The sequence below is a fragment of the Paenibacillus sp. Marseille-Q7038 genome (assembly GCF_965111595.1).
The window spans coordinates 1,720,059-1,736,807 of record NZ_CBCOOM010000001.1 but is presented as its reverse complement, the minus strand read 5'-3'; the positions used below and the strand labels follow the sequence as shown (position 1 = coordinate 1,736,807).

At 43.1% G+C, this 16,749-nt stretch carries 12 protein-coding genes; 11 read left to right on the top strand and 1 reads right to left on the bottom strand.

All coding sequences use genetic code 11. The annotated features are described in order from the left end of the window. Positions 1-188: 188 nt before the first annotated feature. From ACWPWY_RS08340 to ACWPWY_RS08320, 5 genes are read left to right on the top strand one after another with little or no spacing between them, the layout of a single operon-like run. On the top strand, positions 189-1,703 hold the full coding sequence (locus ACWPWY_RS08340; protein WP_454191252.1) for a glycoside hydrolase family 43 protein: 1,515 nt from the start codon (positions 189-191) through the stop codon (positions 1,701-1,703). Positions 1,704-1,721: 18 nt separating this feature from the next. Further along, positions 1,722-2,429, top strand: coding sequence for an ABC transporter ATP-binding protein (locus tag ACWPWY_RS08335; protein WP_454191251.1), 708 nt, complete (start codon positions 1,722-1,724; stop codon positions 2,427-2,429). Then, positions 2,410-3,474: an efflux RND transporter periplasmic adaptor subunit gene (locus ACWPWY_RS08330; RefSeq protein ID WP_454191250.1), complete on the top strand. Its 1,065-nt coding sequence runs from the start codon at positions 2,410-2,412 to the stop codon at positions 3,472-3,474. Before ACWPWY_RS08335 ends, ACWPWY_RS08330 begins: the two co-directional genes overlap by 20 nt. Positions 3,475-3,516: 42 nt before the next feature. Then, the gene (locus tag ACWPWY_RS08325) at positions 3,517-6,393 is read left to right on the top strand and encodes an ABC transporter permease (RefSeq protein ID WP_454191249.1); all 2,877 of its coding nucleotides are present in this window, start codon (positions 3,517-3,519) and stop codon (positions 6,391-6,393) included. Between the two features lie 3 nt (positions 6,394-6,396). Beyond that, a complete protein-coding gene (locus ACWPWY_RS08320) occupies positions 6,397-7,293 on the top strand; it encodes an ABC transporter ATP-binding protein (protein WP_454191248.1) in 897 nt (298 codons plus the stop codon). Between the two features lie 105 nt (positions 7,294-7,398). Here ACWPWY_RS08320 and ACWPWY_RS08315 read toward each other — a convergent pair whose 3' ends face one another. Continuing rightward, positions 7,399-8,148 (bottom strand): response regulator transcription factor, encoded by a 750-nt coding sequence (locus ACWPWY_RS08315; protein WP_454191247.1) that lies wholly within the window; start codon positions 8,146-8,148, stop codon positions 7,399-7,401. Positions 8,149-8,420: 272 nt separating this feature from the next. Between ACWPWY_RS08315 and ACWPWY_RS08310 the strand changes: the two genes are divergently transcribed. From ACWPWY_RS08310 to ACWPWY_RS08285, 6 genes are all read left to right on the top strand, one after another. After that, positions 8,421-9,800, top strand: coding sequence for an ABC transporter substrate-binding protein (locus tag ACWPWY_RS08310; protein WP_454191246.1), 1,380 nt, complete (start codon positions 8,421-8,423; stop codon positions 9,798-9,800). Between the two features lie 95 nt (positions 9,801-9,895). Further along, positions 9,896-12,790 (top strand): extracellular solute-binding protein, encoded by a 2,895-nt coding sequence (locus ACWPWY_RS08305; RefSeq protein WP_454191244.1) that lies wholly within the window; start codon positions 9,896-9,898, stop codon positions 12,788-12,790. Between the two features lie 78 nt (positions 12,791-12,868). After that, a complete protein-coding gene (locus tag ACWPWY_RS08300) occupies positions 12,869-13,762 on the top strand; it encodes a carbohydrate ABC transporter permease (RefSeq protein WP_454192834.1) in 894 nt (297 codons plus the stop codon). 13 nt (positions 13,763-13,775) lie between these two features. Continuing rightward, positions 13,776-14,639 carry a carbohydrate ABC transporter permease gene (locus ACWPWY_RS08295; RefSeq protein WP_454191243.1) on the top strand — a complete coding sequence of 288 codons (864 nt, stop codon included), beginning with the start codon at positions 13,776-13,778 and terminating at the stop codon, positions 14,637-14,639. A 16-nt stretch (positions 14,640-14,655) separates the two neighbouring features. Beyond that, positions 14,656-16,116: a hypothetical protein gene (locus tag ACWPWY_RS08290; protein ID WP_454191242.1), complete on the top strand. Its 1,461-nt coding sequence runs from the start codon at positions 14,656-14,658 to the stop codon at positions 16,114-16,116. Next, positions 16,113-16,739, top strand: coding sequence for a YIP1 family protein (locus ACWPWY_RS08285; RefSeq protein WP_454191241.1), 627 nt, complete (start codon positions 16,113-16,115; stop codon positions 16,737-16,739). The genes ACWPWY_RS08290 and ACWPWY_RS08285 overlap by 4 nt, the downstream gene beginning before the upstream one ends. Positions 16,740-16,749: the final 10 nt, after the last annotated feature.

Genomic DNA, 16,749 nt, shown 5'->3' with positions numbered 1-16,749 from the left:
GGCTTTTTGTTGTGCTTTGGGACTAGAAATAGACAGGTACGGGATATACGATTCGGCAGGTTGTTGCCCGTATATGTAAGCGATACACTTTTTAAAGAGACACAGCAGGAAGTATGTAATTCGACAGTACATTATATTCAGATCGAAGTTAGAAAATATGATGAATTAACAAGGAGATGAAGGGATCAATGAAAGAGGAATTAAGTTTTTATGAAGACAGTAAGACGGATGTAAATGGTGTTACGGTTGATGAGGGTAAGGTCGGTGAGAAGTCACAGGCTAAGGCGGTTGGCAAGCTGCCTCGGAACGGAAACCCAGTCGTATCCCATAAATTTGGTGCGGATCCTTACGCACTGGTGTATAAGGAACGGGTGTATTTATACAATACTCACGATGCACTAGAGTACGATCGTGAAGGGAATGTGAAAGAAAATACGTATAGTACGATCAATACACTTTCAGTAATATCTTCTGATGACCTGATCAATTGGACAGATCACGGCACAATTAAGGTGGCTGGTGCTGAGGGTGCTGCAAAATGGGCAACACAATCGTGGGCTCCAGCTGCAGCTCATAAAACACGGAACGGAAAAGACGAATTTTTCTTATATTTTGCTAATAATGCGAGCGGGATTGGAGTTTTGACAAGTGATAGCCCAACTGGGCCTTGGGTGGACCCTATCGGCAAACCGCTTATATCCCGGGAAATGCCAGCAGCAGCAGGTGTGACTTGGTTATTTGATCCTGCTGTTCTGGTCGATGAAGATGGAACAGGGTACCTGTATTATGGAGGAGGTATACCTGAAGGAGAGCCTGAAATGCCGAATACCGCCCGAGTCATTCAGCTCGGTGAAGATATGGTTAGTGTGGTTGGCGAGGCAAAAGTAATAGAGGCTCCGTTCATGTTCGAAGATGCAGGCATCCATAAATATAACGGTGTTTACTACTACACGTATTGCTCTAACTTCTATCCAGGAACACGTCCTGAAGGAAGTCCTCCGGCGGGAGAGATTGCTTATATGACGAGTAACCATCCAATGGGGCCATGGACTTATCAAGATACGATTCTGAAGAACCCAGGTCATTTTTTTGGCGTAGGCGGTAATAATCACCATGCCTTCTTCTCTATTCAAGACACATGGTATATCGCGTATCATGCTCAGACTTTATCTGCTGCGATGGGTGTTCCAAAAGGATACCGTTCAACTCATCTCAATAAAGTCGACTTCGAAGAAAACGGTGTTATTAAAGAGATCACGGCAGATTTAAAAGGTGTAGAGCCAATCAAAACGCTAAATCCATTTTATCTAGTTGATGCGGTGACTATGGCATGGAATGCAGGAATAAACGTCCAGCCTTTTACTGTGAATGATGAAGACGGACCTTCTGATAAACTTGTCATTACTAATATACATGATGGTGACTGGATCGCAGCAGCGAATGTGAATTTTTCTGAAGGTGCTTCCTCCATCGTAGCTTGGGTTATTGGATCAAGTGCAGGTGAGATTGAAATTCGGATGGATACTCCAAACGGTGAATTAATAGGAACCCTTGCCGTAGTGCATACAGAAGACGTGGAGCGTTGGGAAGTAATCAGCACGGAAATTTCAAATGTAGAAGATATTCATGATATTTATTTTGTATTTAGAGGTGAATCTGATCAAGAACTGTTCCAGTTTGGTGCATGGCAATTCATTCGTTAGTTAAAGAGAGGGAGCCTCATGCCATATACAAAGCAGGAAAGGAAGACTCACGGTGATCCGATTCTCGAGGCCAACGGTGTGTACCGAAGGTTTGGGCGAGGTAATACCATGGTTACTGCACTAGATAATATTCATCTATCTGTGCCCGCTCGCAGCATGGTAGCGCTGCAAGGAAGGTCAGGATCAGGGAAAACCACGCTTCTTAATATACTTGCTGCTTTAGATGAACCAACAGAAGGACACGTCATTCTGAAAGGACGACAAATCACGGGGCTGTCGGAAGCAGAAAAAAGCAAGCTCCGACGTAAAGAAATTGGACTTATCTTTCAATCGTTTGGACTGATTCCGCTTATGTCAGCATACGAAAATGTTGAATTTGGCCTTCGCATTGCAAGCGATTCGGTTAAAGGAAATCAAGAAGCTGCAGAACGAGCGCTTGAGCGGGTGGGTATGCGGGATAGAATGAAACATCGTCCCATGGAGTTATCGGGTGGTGAGCAGCAGCGCGTGGCGATCGCTAGAGCAATCGCCCATGAGCCTGCAATTCTAATTGCTGATGAACCCACAGCTGAGCTGGACAGTAAGATGGGTCTACAGGTGATGCGTGTATTTCGGGATCTAGTGCATGATTCAGGCATGACGATTGTCTTAACAACACACGATCCGGGGATCATGGAGCTTGCTGACTATGTTATTGCATTGGAGGATGGCAAAATTGTACCCTAACCGATCTAAGAATCATCGTTCCTATAAAAGAAAACCGAATGTAAAGGTAAGTATTCTTCTAGCTGCCATGCTTACTCTTGCGGGCTGTTCGCTTCTTCCTGTTGAAGACGAAAGTCTTCAGCCGCCGCTTGTTCAGCCTGCCGAGGAAGAGCTTGATATCGTGGAGGCGGCCCGTGGGAATATCGAGACATCTTTAAGAGGGACGGCAAATTTTGTTTCAGCAAGCTCAGCGACACTATTTTTTAAAGATAACGGAGGGCGTCTAAAGTCCATGATGGCAAAAGTTGGAGAAGAGGTAAAGGCTGGTGCACTGCTAGCGGAGCTTGAAACAGACGATCTCGATCTTCAAATCCGTTTGCAAAAATTGAACGTGGAGCGTGCGAGCTTATTGTATAAAGAGGCTCAGCAATCCGGTGCGGTTAAGACGGAACTGCGGCTACGTGAAATTGATTTGGAACGAGAGAAATTACTACTGGACAGTATGGAAAAAAAGCTAGCTTCATCCCGAATTTATGCCCCGATCCAAGGTGTTGTTACCTTTACGGAAACACTAAACACAGGTGATAATGTAAGCGCTTATCAAACCGTTATTAGCATTGCAGATCCTTCTGATATGAAGCTAACGTATACAGCTGCAGATTCTAAAGATCTATTATCGATTCAGACGGGCATGCCAGTAGGTTTGAAATATAAAGGTAAAGATTATGAAGGAACAGTGATTCAATCCCCTGCGGAAGCACCTCAGACGACAGATGAAGCAAAGTCGGAGCGAAATGCGCTGACCATCATTATCGGAATGAAAGAGGCACCGAGCGATGTGAAGATTGGTCATAGCGCAGAACTTACCATCAAATTACAGAGCCGTGAGAACGTAATCCTTCTTCCAAGGTCCGCTATACGCTCTTATATGGGGCGCAGTTATGTTCAGGTAACCGATGGGGATCAGCGTAAAGAAGTTGATGTGGAGCTTGGACTTACGACACCTACACAGGTAGAAATTGTGAAAGGCCTGGAAGAAACTCAGCAAGTTATCTTAAATAATTAGCGTTTGTACTCACTTTCAAGGCAGGAAGGAGGGGGTGATCATATGGCTTTGTGGACGATGATCCTTCGCAAAATGGCAAGTAACAAATGGCTCCAATTAAATTTATGGTTTGGCCTAACCATTTGTGTGGCGTTGTTTAGTTCCATGCCGCTCTATTCAGAAGCCATTTTGCAGCGGACATTGACCAAGGAGTTACAGGAGATCCAGCACCAGAGCGGTGTATATCCTGGGTTTATGCGAATCAGTACAAGTGTATCTTCTTCTGTAATGGATGAGAAGACAATAGAGGCGATTTCTCGTGCTGATCAATTTGCTGCGAGTATCCCGGATAGAACTGGAATTGAAGCAATGTCTTTCTACCAACAGCGGATGACTCATAAGATGAAAGTGTATGGAGCCGACGCTTCTGACCAGGAAAGGCAGGTTCAGAAAACAACAGGGATTTTCAAGTCTTTATCTGATATGGAGAAACGAGTGAAGCTGACTCAGGGACGTATACCGCTGGATCGGCAAGATGGCGTATTTGAAGCACTCGTGACACAGAAGTTTCTGCTGGCAGTCAAGCGCGGACTTGGCGATGAACTCTTGATGGTATCGCCGGAAGCAGACCGAAGTACCTTCCGCGTAATTCCTGTCGGCATAATCGAGACGGATCCAGCTGTGGACCCCTATCTCCCCTATTTGACAACAGACGAAGAGAATGGTTTTCTTATTCCTTTCGAGCAATTTGAGCGTGAATTTATTGAAGGTGGAAAGGCACGTCTTACCGAACTAGAATGGCGTTATGCACTGAATTATGAACAGCTAACGGTTGAGAAAACAGCACAGTTCGCTAAAGCTGCTACGGATGTGAAACGTTATTTTCGTGGAAAGCTTGGAGTGGAGGAAGTTAATATCCCAGCGACCGAGACTGTAGCATCCTATCAGGACAAACAAGGTAAGCTCGACTTGATGATGTTGTCTCTATATGTTCCCGTTATGATGATGTTAGCTTTCTACATATACATGTCCGCAAACCTGATTATTGATCGGCAGAAGACGGAGATCGCTGTACTACGAAGCAGAGGTGCCAGTCGTTTCCAAATCATGTCCATTTACGTCATCGAAAGTACGCTTCTTGGCATCAGTGCTTTAGCTGTGGGACCTATACTTGGTGTGTGGTTCACTAAAATACTTGGAGCATCTAACGGATTCCTTGAATTTGTTCAGCGTTCTGCCCTGCAAATCAGCTTATCAAGTGATGCTTATCGGATTGCGGTCATTGCTATGGCAGGCGCCATTCTGCTTATTTTAATTCCTGCATTTCTTGCTTCAAAAGTAAGTATCGTGAGCCATAAGCAGCAAAGCGCGAGGCTTGGTCATACACCGTTCTGGTATAAGGCAGGGATCGACTTCCTTTTAGTCGGGATCTCATTGTATCTACTTTATAATTTCAATAAACGACAGGCTGACTTAAAGCGGCTTGCACTGGATTCAGGATCACTTCAAGTGGATCCGCTTGTGTTTTTAATTCCAGCATTATTCATTCTCGGCGGAGGACTTCTCGTGCTGCGAGTATATCCTTGGCTGATTCGTATCATTTATGTATCGGGGAAAAAATGGTGGTCCCCGCCGCTTTATAGCTCACTTGTGCAGATTAGCCGCTCTTCAGGACAATATGTAACGATCAATGTGTTTTTGATCATGACTGTTGCTACAGGTATATTCAGCGCAAATGCGGCACGGACAATTAACGATAATTTGGATAGCAAAATCCGCTATTCCGTTGGGACAGATATCGTAGTTACGTCGAAGTGGGAAAGTGATGCACTTCCACCTGTAAATGTAGCTTCAGCAGCTCAGACGGGTACGGCGACGAGTGAATTTACCGAATCAAGACGTGTGCAGTATACGGAACCTCCTTTCACCCCATTTGAAGAACTGGAAGGTGCAGAGTCAGTTGCTAAAGTATATCGTAATGAGGATGCCCGTTATAGTGCCAGAGAGAGCGGAACATCAGGGAAGGTAGAACTTATAGGCATTGATACGCTGGATTTTGGGAATACCGCATGGATGAAGAGCGGATTAATGGATTATCCAATGAATAGCTATCTTAATCTGATCGCCCCAAATCCCAAAGCAGTACTCATCTCACGTTCGCTCGCGGATAAAGCGAAGCTTGAACCGGGTGATACCATTGGAGTTTCTTGGGATGGACTCGATCAAATTCCACTTACTGTCTATGGCATAATCGATTATTGGCCGAGTTGGAATCCACTACCTACTAGTCGTGACACAGAGGGAAAAGGGACAGATCCGCTTCTGATCGTCGGACATTTAAGCACCATTCAAAATAGATTGGCCGTCGAACCTTATGAAGTTTGGCTCAAGCTTAAAGCGGGGGTGCCCAGCCAAGACATCTATACGCAGTTAGAACAGCGTAAGGTACCGGTTACAAGCCTTCGGGATGCGACGCAAGAGCTGGTTCGTTCCGTTAATGACCCTTTCCGTTTGGCTATTAATGGAGTGATGACGCTTGGATTCGTTATTTCTATGCTTATTTGCTTCTTTGGTTTTCTGTTGTTCTGGACACTGACATTAGCCGGAAGATCGCTCCAATATGGAGTGCTGAGAGCGATGGGCATGCCTTTCCGTCACATTATCGGTATGCTTGTCAGCGAGCAGATGTTAACCTCGGTAGCTGCTGTCATTATCGGAGTCATGATTGGTAATGTAACAAGCGAGCGATTTGTTCCTTTGTTTGAAATGTCGTTTGCAACAACAGATCAGGTACCGCCTTTTCAAATCACCTATCAGCTCAGCGACTATTTACAATTGTACGGTATTATCGGAAGTATGCTGATCATTGGACTGACGGTAATCAGTTTCCGCTTATCACGTACTCGGATTGCCGAGGCGTTGAGACTGGGAGAGGAGTAAGCCTTGATTTATGGCGAAGGACTCGTAAAAATATATAAAACAGCCGAACTTGAAGTCGTTGCACTTCAAGGACTCGATATGTCGGTAGAAGATGGCGAGTTAATGGCGATCATCGGAAATTCAGGCAGTGGTAAATCTACACTGCTAAATATGCTTGGCGGGCTTGATAAGCCTTCCGCAGGCAAGTTATTTGTAGATGGTAAAGACATGCTTTCTTTTACAGAGAAAGATTTAAAGGTCTATAAACGAGAGACGGTAGGGTTCGTATGGCAAAATAATTCCCGTAACCTGATTCCTTATTTATCAGCCATAGAGAATGTTGAACTGCCAATGCTGCTGCGCGGTAAGCGAAGCCGGGCGCGTGCGATGGAACTGCTTGCCGCCGTTGGACTGGAGCAACGGATGAAAAACCGCTTAAGTGAGCTGTCTGGCGGTGAACAGCAGCGGGTAGCGATAGCCATTGCACTTGCTAATAACCCGCGTTTACTGCTGGCAGATGAGCCTACCGGGTCACTTGATACCACTACATCGGACCAAGTGTTGGATCTGTTTCGCTCGCTTAACCGTTCTACGGGTCTTACGGTTGTCATTGTTACGCATGATCCTCACTTAGCCCAAAAGGTAGATCGGGTCGTGCAAATTCGCGATGGTAAAACCTCAGCAGAAATGATTCGGCGCACTTCTTATTCTGAAGAATTAGCTATTATGGATGCAGAGGAAAAACAGAGAATGTCAGAGAGTCATATTGAGTACGCAGTGATTGATAAGGCGGGAAGGCTTCAGATCCCAGCGGGGTACCTCGATGCAGAAGAATTTAAGAACAGTAACAAAGTTCGTGTGGAAATGGAGGAGGGGCGGATTGTTCTTTACCCTCCTACAGAAACAAAGTTTCCTGGTTAGATTAGGATAAGGAATGGGAATGATATTTATCCACGAAAATAGCCGCTTACTGAAAGATAAGTAAGCGGCTATTTTGTATGGAGACAAGAAGGGAGTTCAACCATTTTACGCGGTGACCATTTTCATTTTTCGATATTCATTAGCACTTACACCCGTGTATAACTTGAATTTTTTATAAAACCAATCCATTTCATAATATCCGACTTCATTAGCAATTTCATATACTTTCATTTCTGTCTTTTCAAGAAGCAGTTTCGCTTTTTCCATACGTTGCTGCAACAAATAGGCATTAAAGGTCATATTCTCGTGATATTTAAATTTTTGTCCGAGATACGAATAGTTAAAATGCAAGGTGCTCGATATTTCCTTCAGGGTAATATTCTGTCCAAGCGATTCTGTCACATACTCTTTCACTTTATCAATAACGGATTCTTCTGAATCATCTGCTATATCGTAATTTGCCCCCTCAATCTCCGTTCTTAATACATCTAATTTTCGGTACATGAGCTGTAGGCAGGTTGTCATATCTTCGCTAGAAACAGGGGCAGGTAAATAGTCGCTGACCTGATATTGCATGGCTTTTCGAGCAAGCTGAAAATCAGTACTATCGCTAATCAGAATAATGGGAACGGAACTTATCGTGCGTACATGTTTACATAGGGTAATCCCTTGTTCAGGGCATTTTACAATATCGATCATCAGAAGAGAATAGCATTTTGATTTGAGGAGAGATAAAGCCAAGTTGGGTTCATTCGTGTAATCTTCTAAAGTAAACCCCAGATTACTCCAATCAAAGGAATCTTGCCTTTTGGCATCCCAATGATGATGTAGATCAACGAACAGGATCTTAAACATAATCATAGCCCCCCATGTAATTATTTATGAATCATGTGATCCTCTCTATCTAAAAATGATTACGCTTTCATTATGTAAAAATAAAAGGAAGTTCTCAATGTGCATATCTTTATTTATCTATCTTTTGTTTACTTCTTCTCACATTACAAATGGCAACTGTCCTGACACCCATATTTTGAGGGGTAATAAACCACGTATATCGCAGGTTGTTCGCCTTATTATGTAAGCGCTACACTTTGATTGTGCTCACAAATCAAGAGGGGGATGGAATCATGCGGATCAGCAAAATGATCATTGTATTCTTCACGATAATTCTGTTGCTTGCAGCTTGTAGCAGTGGTTCAAGCAGCGAGAATGATGCTTCTACAGACGTTACAAATACGGAAGAAACGAGCGGGGTAAACAGCGGCGAGAAGGCAGTTGACGACACAGAAGTAGAAGGTGTATACAGCACCCCAGAGATGGATTTTGATCTGGGCGGAAAAACAATCAAGATTGTCTCATGGTGGGATATGACGATCTCAGAGGATAACCCAGATAATATTCAGCGTAAGAAAAATCTCGATGCACTTATGGAAAAACATAATTTTAAAGTAGAATACGTGGCTGTTGATTATGGGGAATATCAAGAAAAGGTGACAGCGTCGCTACTTGCAGGAGAGCCTCTTGGAGATATTGTTCGTCTTGGTAAAACTTATGCGGTTCCGGCTCTGGTTAAACAAGATTTGCTATGGCCTATCGATGAATATACGAAGAATCCTGTTGCCTTTAATCAAAAGGTAACGAACGAATACTACACTTACGAAGGTAGAGGGTACGGATTTACTGAGAATCAGGCAAATCTAGTCGTAGGAATTTTTTACAATCGCACTCTTATGAACCAACTCGGTATTAAACCGCTTCAAGATTACGTAAATGAAGACAATTGGAATTGGGATACTTTTATTCAAGTTGCTAAAGAGGCGAACAGAGATACGAATAACGATGGCAAGCTGGATACATGGGGTTTGGCAAATAATTCTCTTTTAGAGCAAGCTCTGTATTCAAATAATACTTCACTTACTAAAGACGAAAAACAGAATCTGGATGATCCTGCGACAGTGGAGGCTCTTAACTTTGTTAACCGCATCGCTAATGAGCAAGTTGTAAGACCAACAGAGGGCGGAGACTGGACTGAACCAGGTCAGTTTGTTCGTCAAGGAAATACGTTAATGTACGCCGGTGCACTACATGAACTTAGCGGTTTGAAAACGGATATGCCTGACTATGATTTAGGTTTCGTCCCTTTCCCTAAAGGCCCAAGTGCAACCGAATACCATTCTGCAGAGGCACTGTTTCAAGCACTTACCATTCCAAAATCTGTAGAGAATCCGGAGCAGTTAATGTATATATGGGAAAAAATGAACGATATTGATTCCGTGTATGATTACCCAGATCAAAGTTCATATGAAACCGTATTCTCAAATGAAGAAGATCTGAACAATGCGAAAATGGTTGCACCGAATATGCTCGTGCTCGATCATCATACATTTCCAAATCTGAAATTTTATGATTTTCAAGGAGAGCTGAACAGCGGAGTTTCGGTCTCAACCGTAATTGAGAAGTACAAAGCAACTTTTCAAGCAGCGATTGACGAAGTATACGGCAATTAAACGTTAGATATTGATCCTTGACAGTCCCTTTAAGCATCGGTTTAAAGGGACTGTGGGTCGATTTATTACGTCATGCAGCTGGAGGGGAGAAAGCGTTGAACATCTATAAGAAACGATGGGCCATTTCATTGCTCGTATTTAGTTTGTGCGCTGTATTTATAGGGTCGTTTTATCCTTCGAAATTCATTATGGCCAGCGAAATAGAACCGATTTCCGATTTTGAAGCGGTCGTGAATTCAGATGATGAAAACGGATATTCCGCATATTTAGATCGTCACACTCGTGCGGCAAGACCAGACCGTGTAATCCGAATCGAAGGTGAAAGTTATGTAAACGCGGAAGGCGAAGGATTTGAAGTGGCAGACCAAGCTTATGAACTTGATGGGACTGCTGTCATAACACCAGAAGAAGGAACAATATCCTGGTCTGTACCTGTACAGGAAGCGGGCTTATATAACGTGAGAGTACATTACTACCCTATTGAAGGGAAAAGTTCAGCGATTGAAAGACAATTAGAGATCAACGGTAAGATTCCGTTTAAAGGAGCGGAAATTCTATTATTCGATCGAATCTGGGGAAATAAACTGGATGAATTTCAGCAAGATGACAGGAATAATGATCTTCGTCCAAGACAAATTGAGAAACCTTCCTGGCAATTTGCAGCTTTAACGGACCGAGAGGGGTATTACGATGAACCGTTTTCATTCTATTTTGAGTCTGGCGATCAAGAAATTTCTTTTACTGCGTTAAGGGAGCCGATGGCGATTGATTATATCGAATTATATCAGCAGTCAGGGCAGAAAACTTATGAACAAGTAAGCAGTGAATATGCATCCGCTGGACTAACGCCAGTAAAGGATCAATACATGCTGATTCAAGCTGAGAATGCGGCGTATAAGTCTTCTCCAACTTTAGCCCCTATATCAGACCGCTCGAGTCCAACCGTAATTCCATATGATGTATCTAAAATCCGCATCAATTCAATTGGCGGGACGAACTGGAAGCTCCCAGGTCAATGGATTGAATGGGAAATTGATGTACCTGAAGATGGATTGTATCAGATTGCTCTGAAGGAAAAACAAGATCAGCTCCGCGGAATATACGCAACAAGAAGCTTGATGATTGATGGTGAATATCCATTTCAAGAAATGAAACGAATCCGATTCAAATTTCATCGTGATTGGCAGATGAACGTCCTTGGTGGAGAGGAACCTTATCTATTCCACTTAACAAAAGGCAAACACCAGATTCGCATGACCGTATCGCTTGGTGAAATTGCGCCACTGCTGAGAACCATTGAATCAAGTGTCCTGGAACTGAATGAGATGTACCGGAAAATACTGATGATTACGTCAAATACACCAGATCCTTACCGTGATTATCAGCTGCAGAAGCGGATTCCCGATATGGTAGAAGTGTTCGAACAGCAAGCAGAGACGATTCAAAATGTAGCAGATTATCTAGAGAAAGTAACAGGAGAAAAGAGCGATAAGGTAGCCATTCTTTATGCGATGGTATATCAGCTGAAAGAAATGGTGCAGAAACCTGAGACTGTAGCCCAGCGGCTGGATTCATTTAAGATCAACGTCGGCGGACTTGGTACATGGATTTTGACCGTACGTGAACAACCGCTTTCTCTTGATTATATGGTTGTTTCGTCACCTGACATGAAATTACCAAGAGCGGAAGCTACCTTTTTTGAAGAGATAAAACACGAGATTGGAGCTTATATTGCTTCCTATACGGAGGATTATGACAGCATCGGTAATATTGCGGAAGGTAACCGTTCCCTTGATGTATGGGTAACCACTGGACGAGATCAGGCGCAGGTGCTGAAAGCATTAATCGATGATACGTTCACTCCAGAGACGGAGATCTCTGTAAATCTTAGACTTGTTCCTTCCAACATTTTGCTGCCGGCTACTCTTGCTGACGAAGGACCGGACATTGCGATGCAGATTGGCGAAGACCTCCCAGTGAATTATGCAATGCGGGGAGCCGCCGCTGATCTGACACAGTTTGAAGATTATGAAGAGGTAGCAACTCGTTTTCGTGAAAGTGGACTAACGCCGTATATGTACGATGAAGGGGTCTATGCACTCCCAGAGCAGCAGACGTTTCCTATGTTGTTTTATCGCAAAGATATTTTGAAAGAACTGGAGCTTGAACCTCCAAAAACCTGGAAAGATATCTACAATATGATTTCCGTGCTTCAAAAACATAATATGGAATTCTATTTACCTCTGGAATCATCGAATGCAAGTCTTGTGCCTAATGCGACTTTTTCGATGCTTTTGTACCAAAATGGAGGAGAATTCTATCAAGAAAACGGGATGCGCAGCACGCTGGATTCCGATATTTCAATGGATGCATTTAAGAAATGGACGCAATTTTATACCAGTTATAAGTTCCCACTACAAGCAGATTTCCCTAACCGATTCCGGACAGGTGAAATGCCCATCGGTATTGCCGATTACACGACTTACAATATGCTAACCGTAATGGCACCGGAAATAAAAGGACTTTGGGACTTCACGATTGTACCAGGATCTGAACTTGCCGATGGTTCGGTCAACCATGAGGTAGCGAGTCATACAACAGGAGTTATGATGCTGAATAATGCCGACGATAAAGAATCAGCGTGGGAATTTATGAAATGGTGGACCAATAAAGAGGTTCAAATTAGTTACGGCAGAGAGATGGAAGGGCTGATGGGCGAGGCGGCAAGATACCCGACAGCCAATACAGAAGCACTGGAAGAACTACCTTGGCCCGTGAAGGATTATAACAATCTGGAAAGTCAGTGGAAATGGGTACAAGGGATTCCGCAAGTTCCAGGCGGGTATTTTACAGGCAGACATCTGGATAATGCCTTCCGTAAAGTAGTGAACGCGAACCAGAATCCACGGGAAGCATTCTCAGATTACATCCTTTACATCAATGATGAAATCGAGATCAAACGAAAGGAATTTAAATTGCCTTACGAATAAGGGGGTGGGGAAAAGGTGCAGACAAAGACGAATGTTCAACCGATAAAAGAAGCCGTCCATCCGATACGGCCAAGCCGAATGTTTCGAATCAAAAAAGAATTTCATCGAAGCAAGCATTTTTACCTGTTAATGAGTCCGTACATGATCATCTTTTTCTTATTTACGGTAATACCCGTCGTATTGTCATTTGGTCTCAGTTTTTTCTATTTCAACATGCTAGAGTTTCCGCGATTCGTCGGTTGGCAGAACTATGCCAGACTGTTTTTGAATGATGATATCTTCATGATTGCTTTGAAGAACACATTAATGTTTGCGGTCATTACAGGTCCGATCAGTTATATAGCCTGTTTTATATTTGCATGGATCATTAATGAATTATCACCTAAGATTCGAGCGTTCATGACTCTCATTTTTTACGCGCCTTCGATTTCAGGGAACGTGTTCTTCATATGGCTCATCATTTTTTCTGGAGATAGTTACGGATATTTAAATGGTTTTCTCATGAAAGCCGGATTTATTCTAGAACCCATTCAATGGCTGCTTGATGAAAAGTATATTCTTGCAATTGTGATGATCGTTCAGTTATGGCTCAGTTTAGGTACGAGTTTCCTGGCATTTATTGCAGGGCTGCAGACGATTGACAAAACGCTCGTTGAAGCGGGAGCTGTAGACGGTATTAAGAATCGGTGGCAGGAATTGTGGTACATCACACTGCCATCGATGAGACCTCAACTGATGTTTGGAGCGGTTATGCAGATCACGGCTTCCTTTGCCGTAGCGGATATTTCCATTGCTCTAGCAGGCTTCCCAAGTGTTAACTATGCGGCGCATACCGTCGTGACGCATTTGATGGACTATGGCACAATCCGGTTTGAAATGGGTTATGCTTCTGCGATCGCAACCGTTTTGTTCTTCTTAATGATTGGCTCTAACAAGCTGACGCAGAAACTCCTTAGAAAGGTAGGAGAATAAAGTGGTACTAAAAATGATGAATATTTTTCGGACGCCGAAGAAACTCAATCGTTCCTTGACTGTCAACGTGATGTTGTTCGTCATCCTGGCACTATTTGGTGCCTTCATGGCTTTACCGCTTATTTATGCCATCAATAACGCATTTAAACCGCTGGATGAGCTATTCATTTTTCCACCGCGTTTTTTTGTTATCAATCCAACGATGGATAATTTCTATGATTTGGTGTCCTTAATGGGGAATTCATGGGTACCTTTAACAAGGTATATCGCTAATACGCTGTTGATTACCATCATTGGTACAGTAGGTCATATTTTACTCGCTTCTGCCGCTGCTTATCCGCTGGCGAAGCACCGATTCTTCGGTTCGAAAATACTGTTTTCCATCGTTATTCTATCTTTGATGTTCTCTGCACATGTTACATCCATTCCCAATTACATGGTTATGTCATGGCTTGGCTGGATTAATACACATGCATCCATCATTATTCCATCTCTAGCCTTTCCGCTTGGTTTGTTCTTAATGAAACAGTTCATGGAACAAATACCGGATGCTCTTATTGAAGCGGCAAAAATTGACGGGGCAAGCGAGTATCGTATTTTTTGGAGTATTATGATGCCGAATGTTAAGCCTGCATGGCTTACACTTATGATTTTGCAATTTCCAGCACTGTGGGGATCTGACGGAGGAAGTTTTATCTACAGTGAAAATTTGAAGACACTTCATTATGCGCTCGGTCAAATTATACAAGGCGGTATCGCCAGAGCGGGTGTCGGGGCAGCCGTTGCACTGCTTCTGATGATTGTTCCAATTACGCTCTTCATTATTTCCCAGAGCAGTGTTATGCAAACCATGGCGACATCAGGTATGAAGGATTAGAAGGGAGCCTTGCACGATGCGAAAGACGAAATCGAAAGGAAAGAAGCTGCTCCTAACAGCAATCTGCTTCATGCTAGGTGTTACGCTGGGCGGGGGAGTAACAAATGCAGCAGGTGAGGGATCTTCTTACAATTATTCTTTTTGGGGAGATACCGTTACAGCACCTGCAGCTTATCAGGCAACCGAATTGTATACGGGCGCTGATCTTGGCGTGGGACCATTAAAAGAACCGAGTGATCTGCATGTATCGAGTGACCAGCGGATTTATGTACTTGATTCAGGTAACAGCAGAGTTGTTGTACTGAATGATCGTTTCACCGATGCGGTGACGATTACCTCTTTCGATCACGATGGAGTGGAGGATACCTTTTTAAATCCTCAAGGGTTATTCGTCACAGATCAGAATCATGTCATCATTGCAGACACAGGAAATAACCGAATTGTTCATCTAGACCAGGATTTTCGTTTAGTGAAAGTGATTGGAGCGCCAGAATCCGATTTGCTGCCAGGGAATTTTCAGTTTCAGCCTGTACGTGTTGTGATGGATAATGCACAGCGATTATATGTCATGTCGATTGGTGTATTTGACGGATTTATGGAATTTAATGCCGAGGGAGTATTCACTTCTTTTATAGGAGCAAACCGAGTAAAAATCGATCCGATCGATTACTTTTGGAAGCGAATCTCCACACAAGCTCAGCGCAGCCAGATGATCATGTACACACCTACAGAATTCACCAATCTTGACATTGATAATGAAGGCTTTATCTATGCGACCAACGGGGATCAGTGGGGAGACAACATTAAGAAGCTAAATGCTCAAGGTAATGATATTTTACGGCGTACTGGATATTTCAAACCGCAAGGCGATATCAAATATACAGTGGATGCGGGTCCTTCTCGCTTGGTTGATATTGAAGTATCCGATAGTGAAATGTATAGTGTGCTGGATTCTAAGCGCGGACGAATTTTCACATATAACGGAGATGGACACTTAATGTATATCTTTGGTGGTATCGGGAACCTTCTTGGTGAATTTAAAACACCGACGGCTATCGAACGTGTAGGTGATGAATTTATCGTACTTGATAAAGCATTGGGTGAAATCACTTTATTCCGGACGACTGCCTATGGAAGAACACTTAATGAAGCGGTACGCAGCTATTATATTGGGGATGAAGAGAAAGCTTTTGAGTTGTTTAATGAAACGATAAATTTGAACGCTAATTTAGAATTTGCTTACTCGGGGATTGGTAAAGCGCTGCTTCGCCAAGGGGATTATAAAGATGCAATGAGTTATTTTGATCGAAGCATGGATCTGGCCAATTATTCGAAGTCGTTCCTACTTTACCGCAAAGAATTGTTACGAGATTATTTCAGCACGATCATGACTTTAGTTGTCGTGATGGTAGTGGCCTTCTTGGGAGCTCGTATATACCGAAAATCTGTGCGGAGAAAAAGAGGTGTGTCTGCTTGAATAAAGAACTCGTTACATTTCCGTTCCAGCTCATCGTGCATCCATTTAACGGATTTTGGGATTTGAAATATGAGCAAAGTCAGAAAAGGAATTTGATTCTCTCTTACATCATTCTCTTTTTCCTGGTGATTACGAACATTTTAAGCACGCAGTACAGTGGTATTCTGGTCAATTTGTATAACCCCAAGGACATGAACAGTCTTTTGGAAGTAGTTTATATCGTTGTTCCGGTACTATTTTGGTGTGTTGCCAACTGGTCACTGACTACGCTAATGGATGGGGAAGGGAAATTTGTTGAAATCTTTACATCGACATGTTTTGCTTTACTCCCCCTTGTTATTATTAACTTTCCTTGGATCTGGTTAAGCAACATCATATCCATCCAAGAAGCCACTTTCTATTATTTTTCAAATGCACTTTCTATCCTATGGTTTCTGTTTTTGCTTTTCGTAGGCAATATGACGGTACATCAATTTACTCCTGCAAAAACAATTGGCATTATGTTGCTGACGGTTGTTGCAATGGGTTTTATGGCCTTTATCGGCATGCTGTTTTTCAGTCTGGTTCAGCAAATTATCGCCTTCATATCCGTCATCTATCAAGAATTGGTTATGAGGAGTTAGGGAAGGAGGG

What these genes read in the sequence shown, in the direction of transcription:
- ACWPWY_RS08295 (WP_454191243.1), top strand. Translation starts at nt 13,776, where the DNA reads ATGATGAATATTTTTCGGACGCCGAAGAAACTCAATCGTTCCTTGACT.
- ACWPWY_RS08335 (WP_454191251.1), top strand. Translation starts at nt 1,722, where the DNA reads ATGCCATATACAAAGCAGGAAAGGAAGACTCACGGTGATCCGATTCTC.
- ACWPWY_RS08340 (WP_454191252.1), top strand. Translation starts at nt 189, where the DNA reads ATGAAAGAGGAATTAAGTTTTTATGAAGACAGTAAGACGGATGTAAAT.
- ACWPWY_RS08310 (WP_454191246.1), top strand. Translation starts at nt 8,421, where the DNA reads ATGCGGATCAGCAAAATGATCATTGTATTCTTCACGATAATTCTGTTG.
- ACWPWY_RS08325 (WP_454191249.1), top strand. Translation starts at nt 3,517, where the DNA reads ATGGCTTTGTGGACGATGATCCTTCGCAAAATGGCAAGTAACAAATGG.
- ACWPWY_RS08300 (WP_454192834.1), top strand. Translation starts at nt 12,869, where the DNA reads ATGTTTCGAATCAAAAAAGAATTTCATCGAAGCAAGCATTTTTACCTG.
- ACWPWY_RS08315 (WP_454191247.1), bottom strand. Translation starts at nt 8,148, where the DNA reads ATGTTTAAGATCCTGTTCGTTGATCTACATCATCATTGGGATGCCAAA.
- ACWPWY_RS08330 (WP_454191250.1), top strand. Translation starts at nt 2,410, where the DNA reads ATGGCAAAATTGTACCCTAACCGATCTAAGAATCATCGTTCCTATAAA.
- ACWPWY_RS08290 (WP_454191242.1), top strand. Translation starts at nt 14,656, where the DNA reads ATGCGAAAGACGAAATCGAAAGGAAAGAAGCTGCTCCTAACAGCAATC.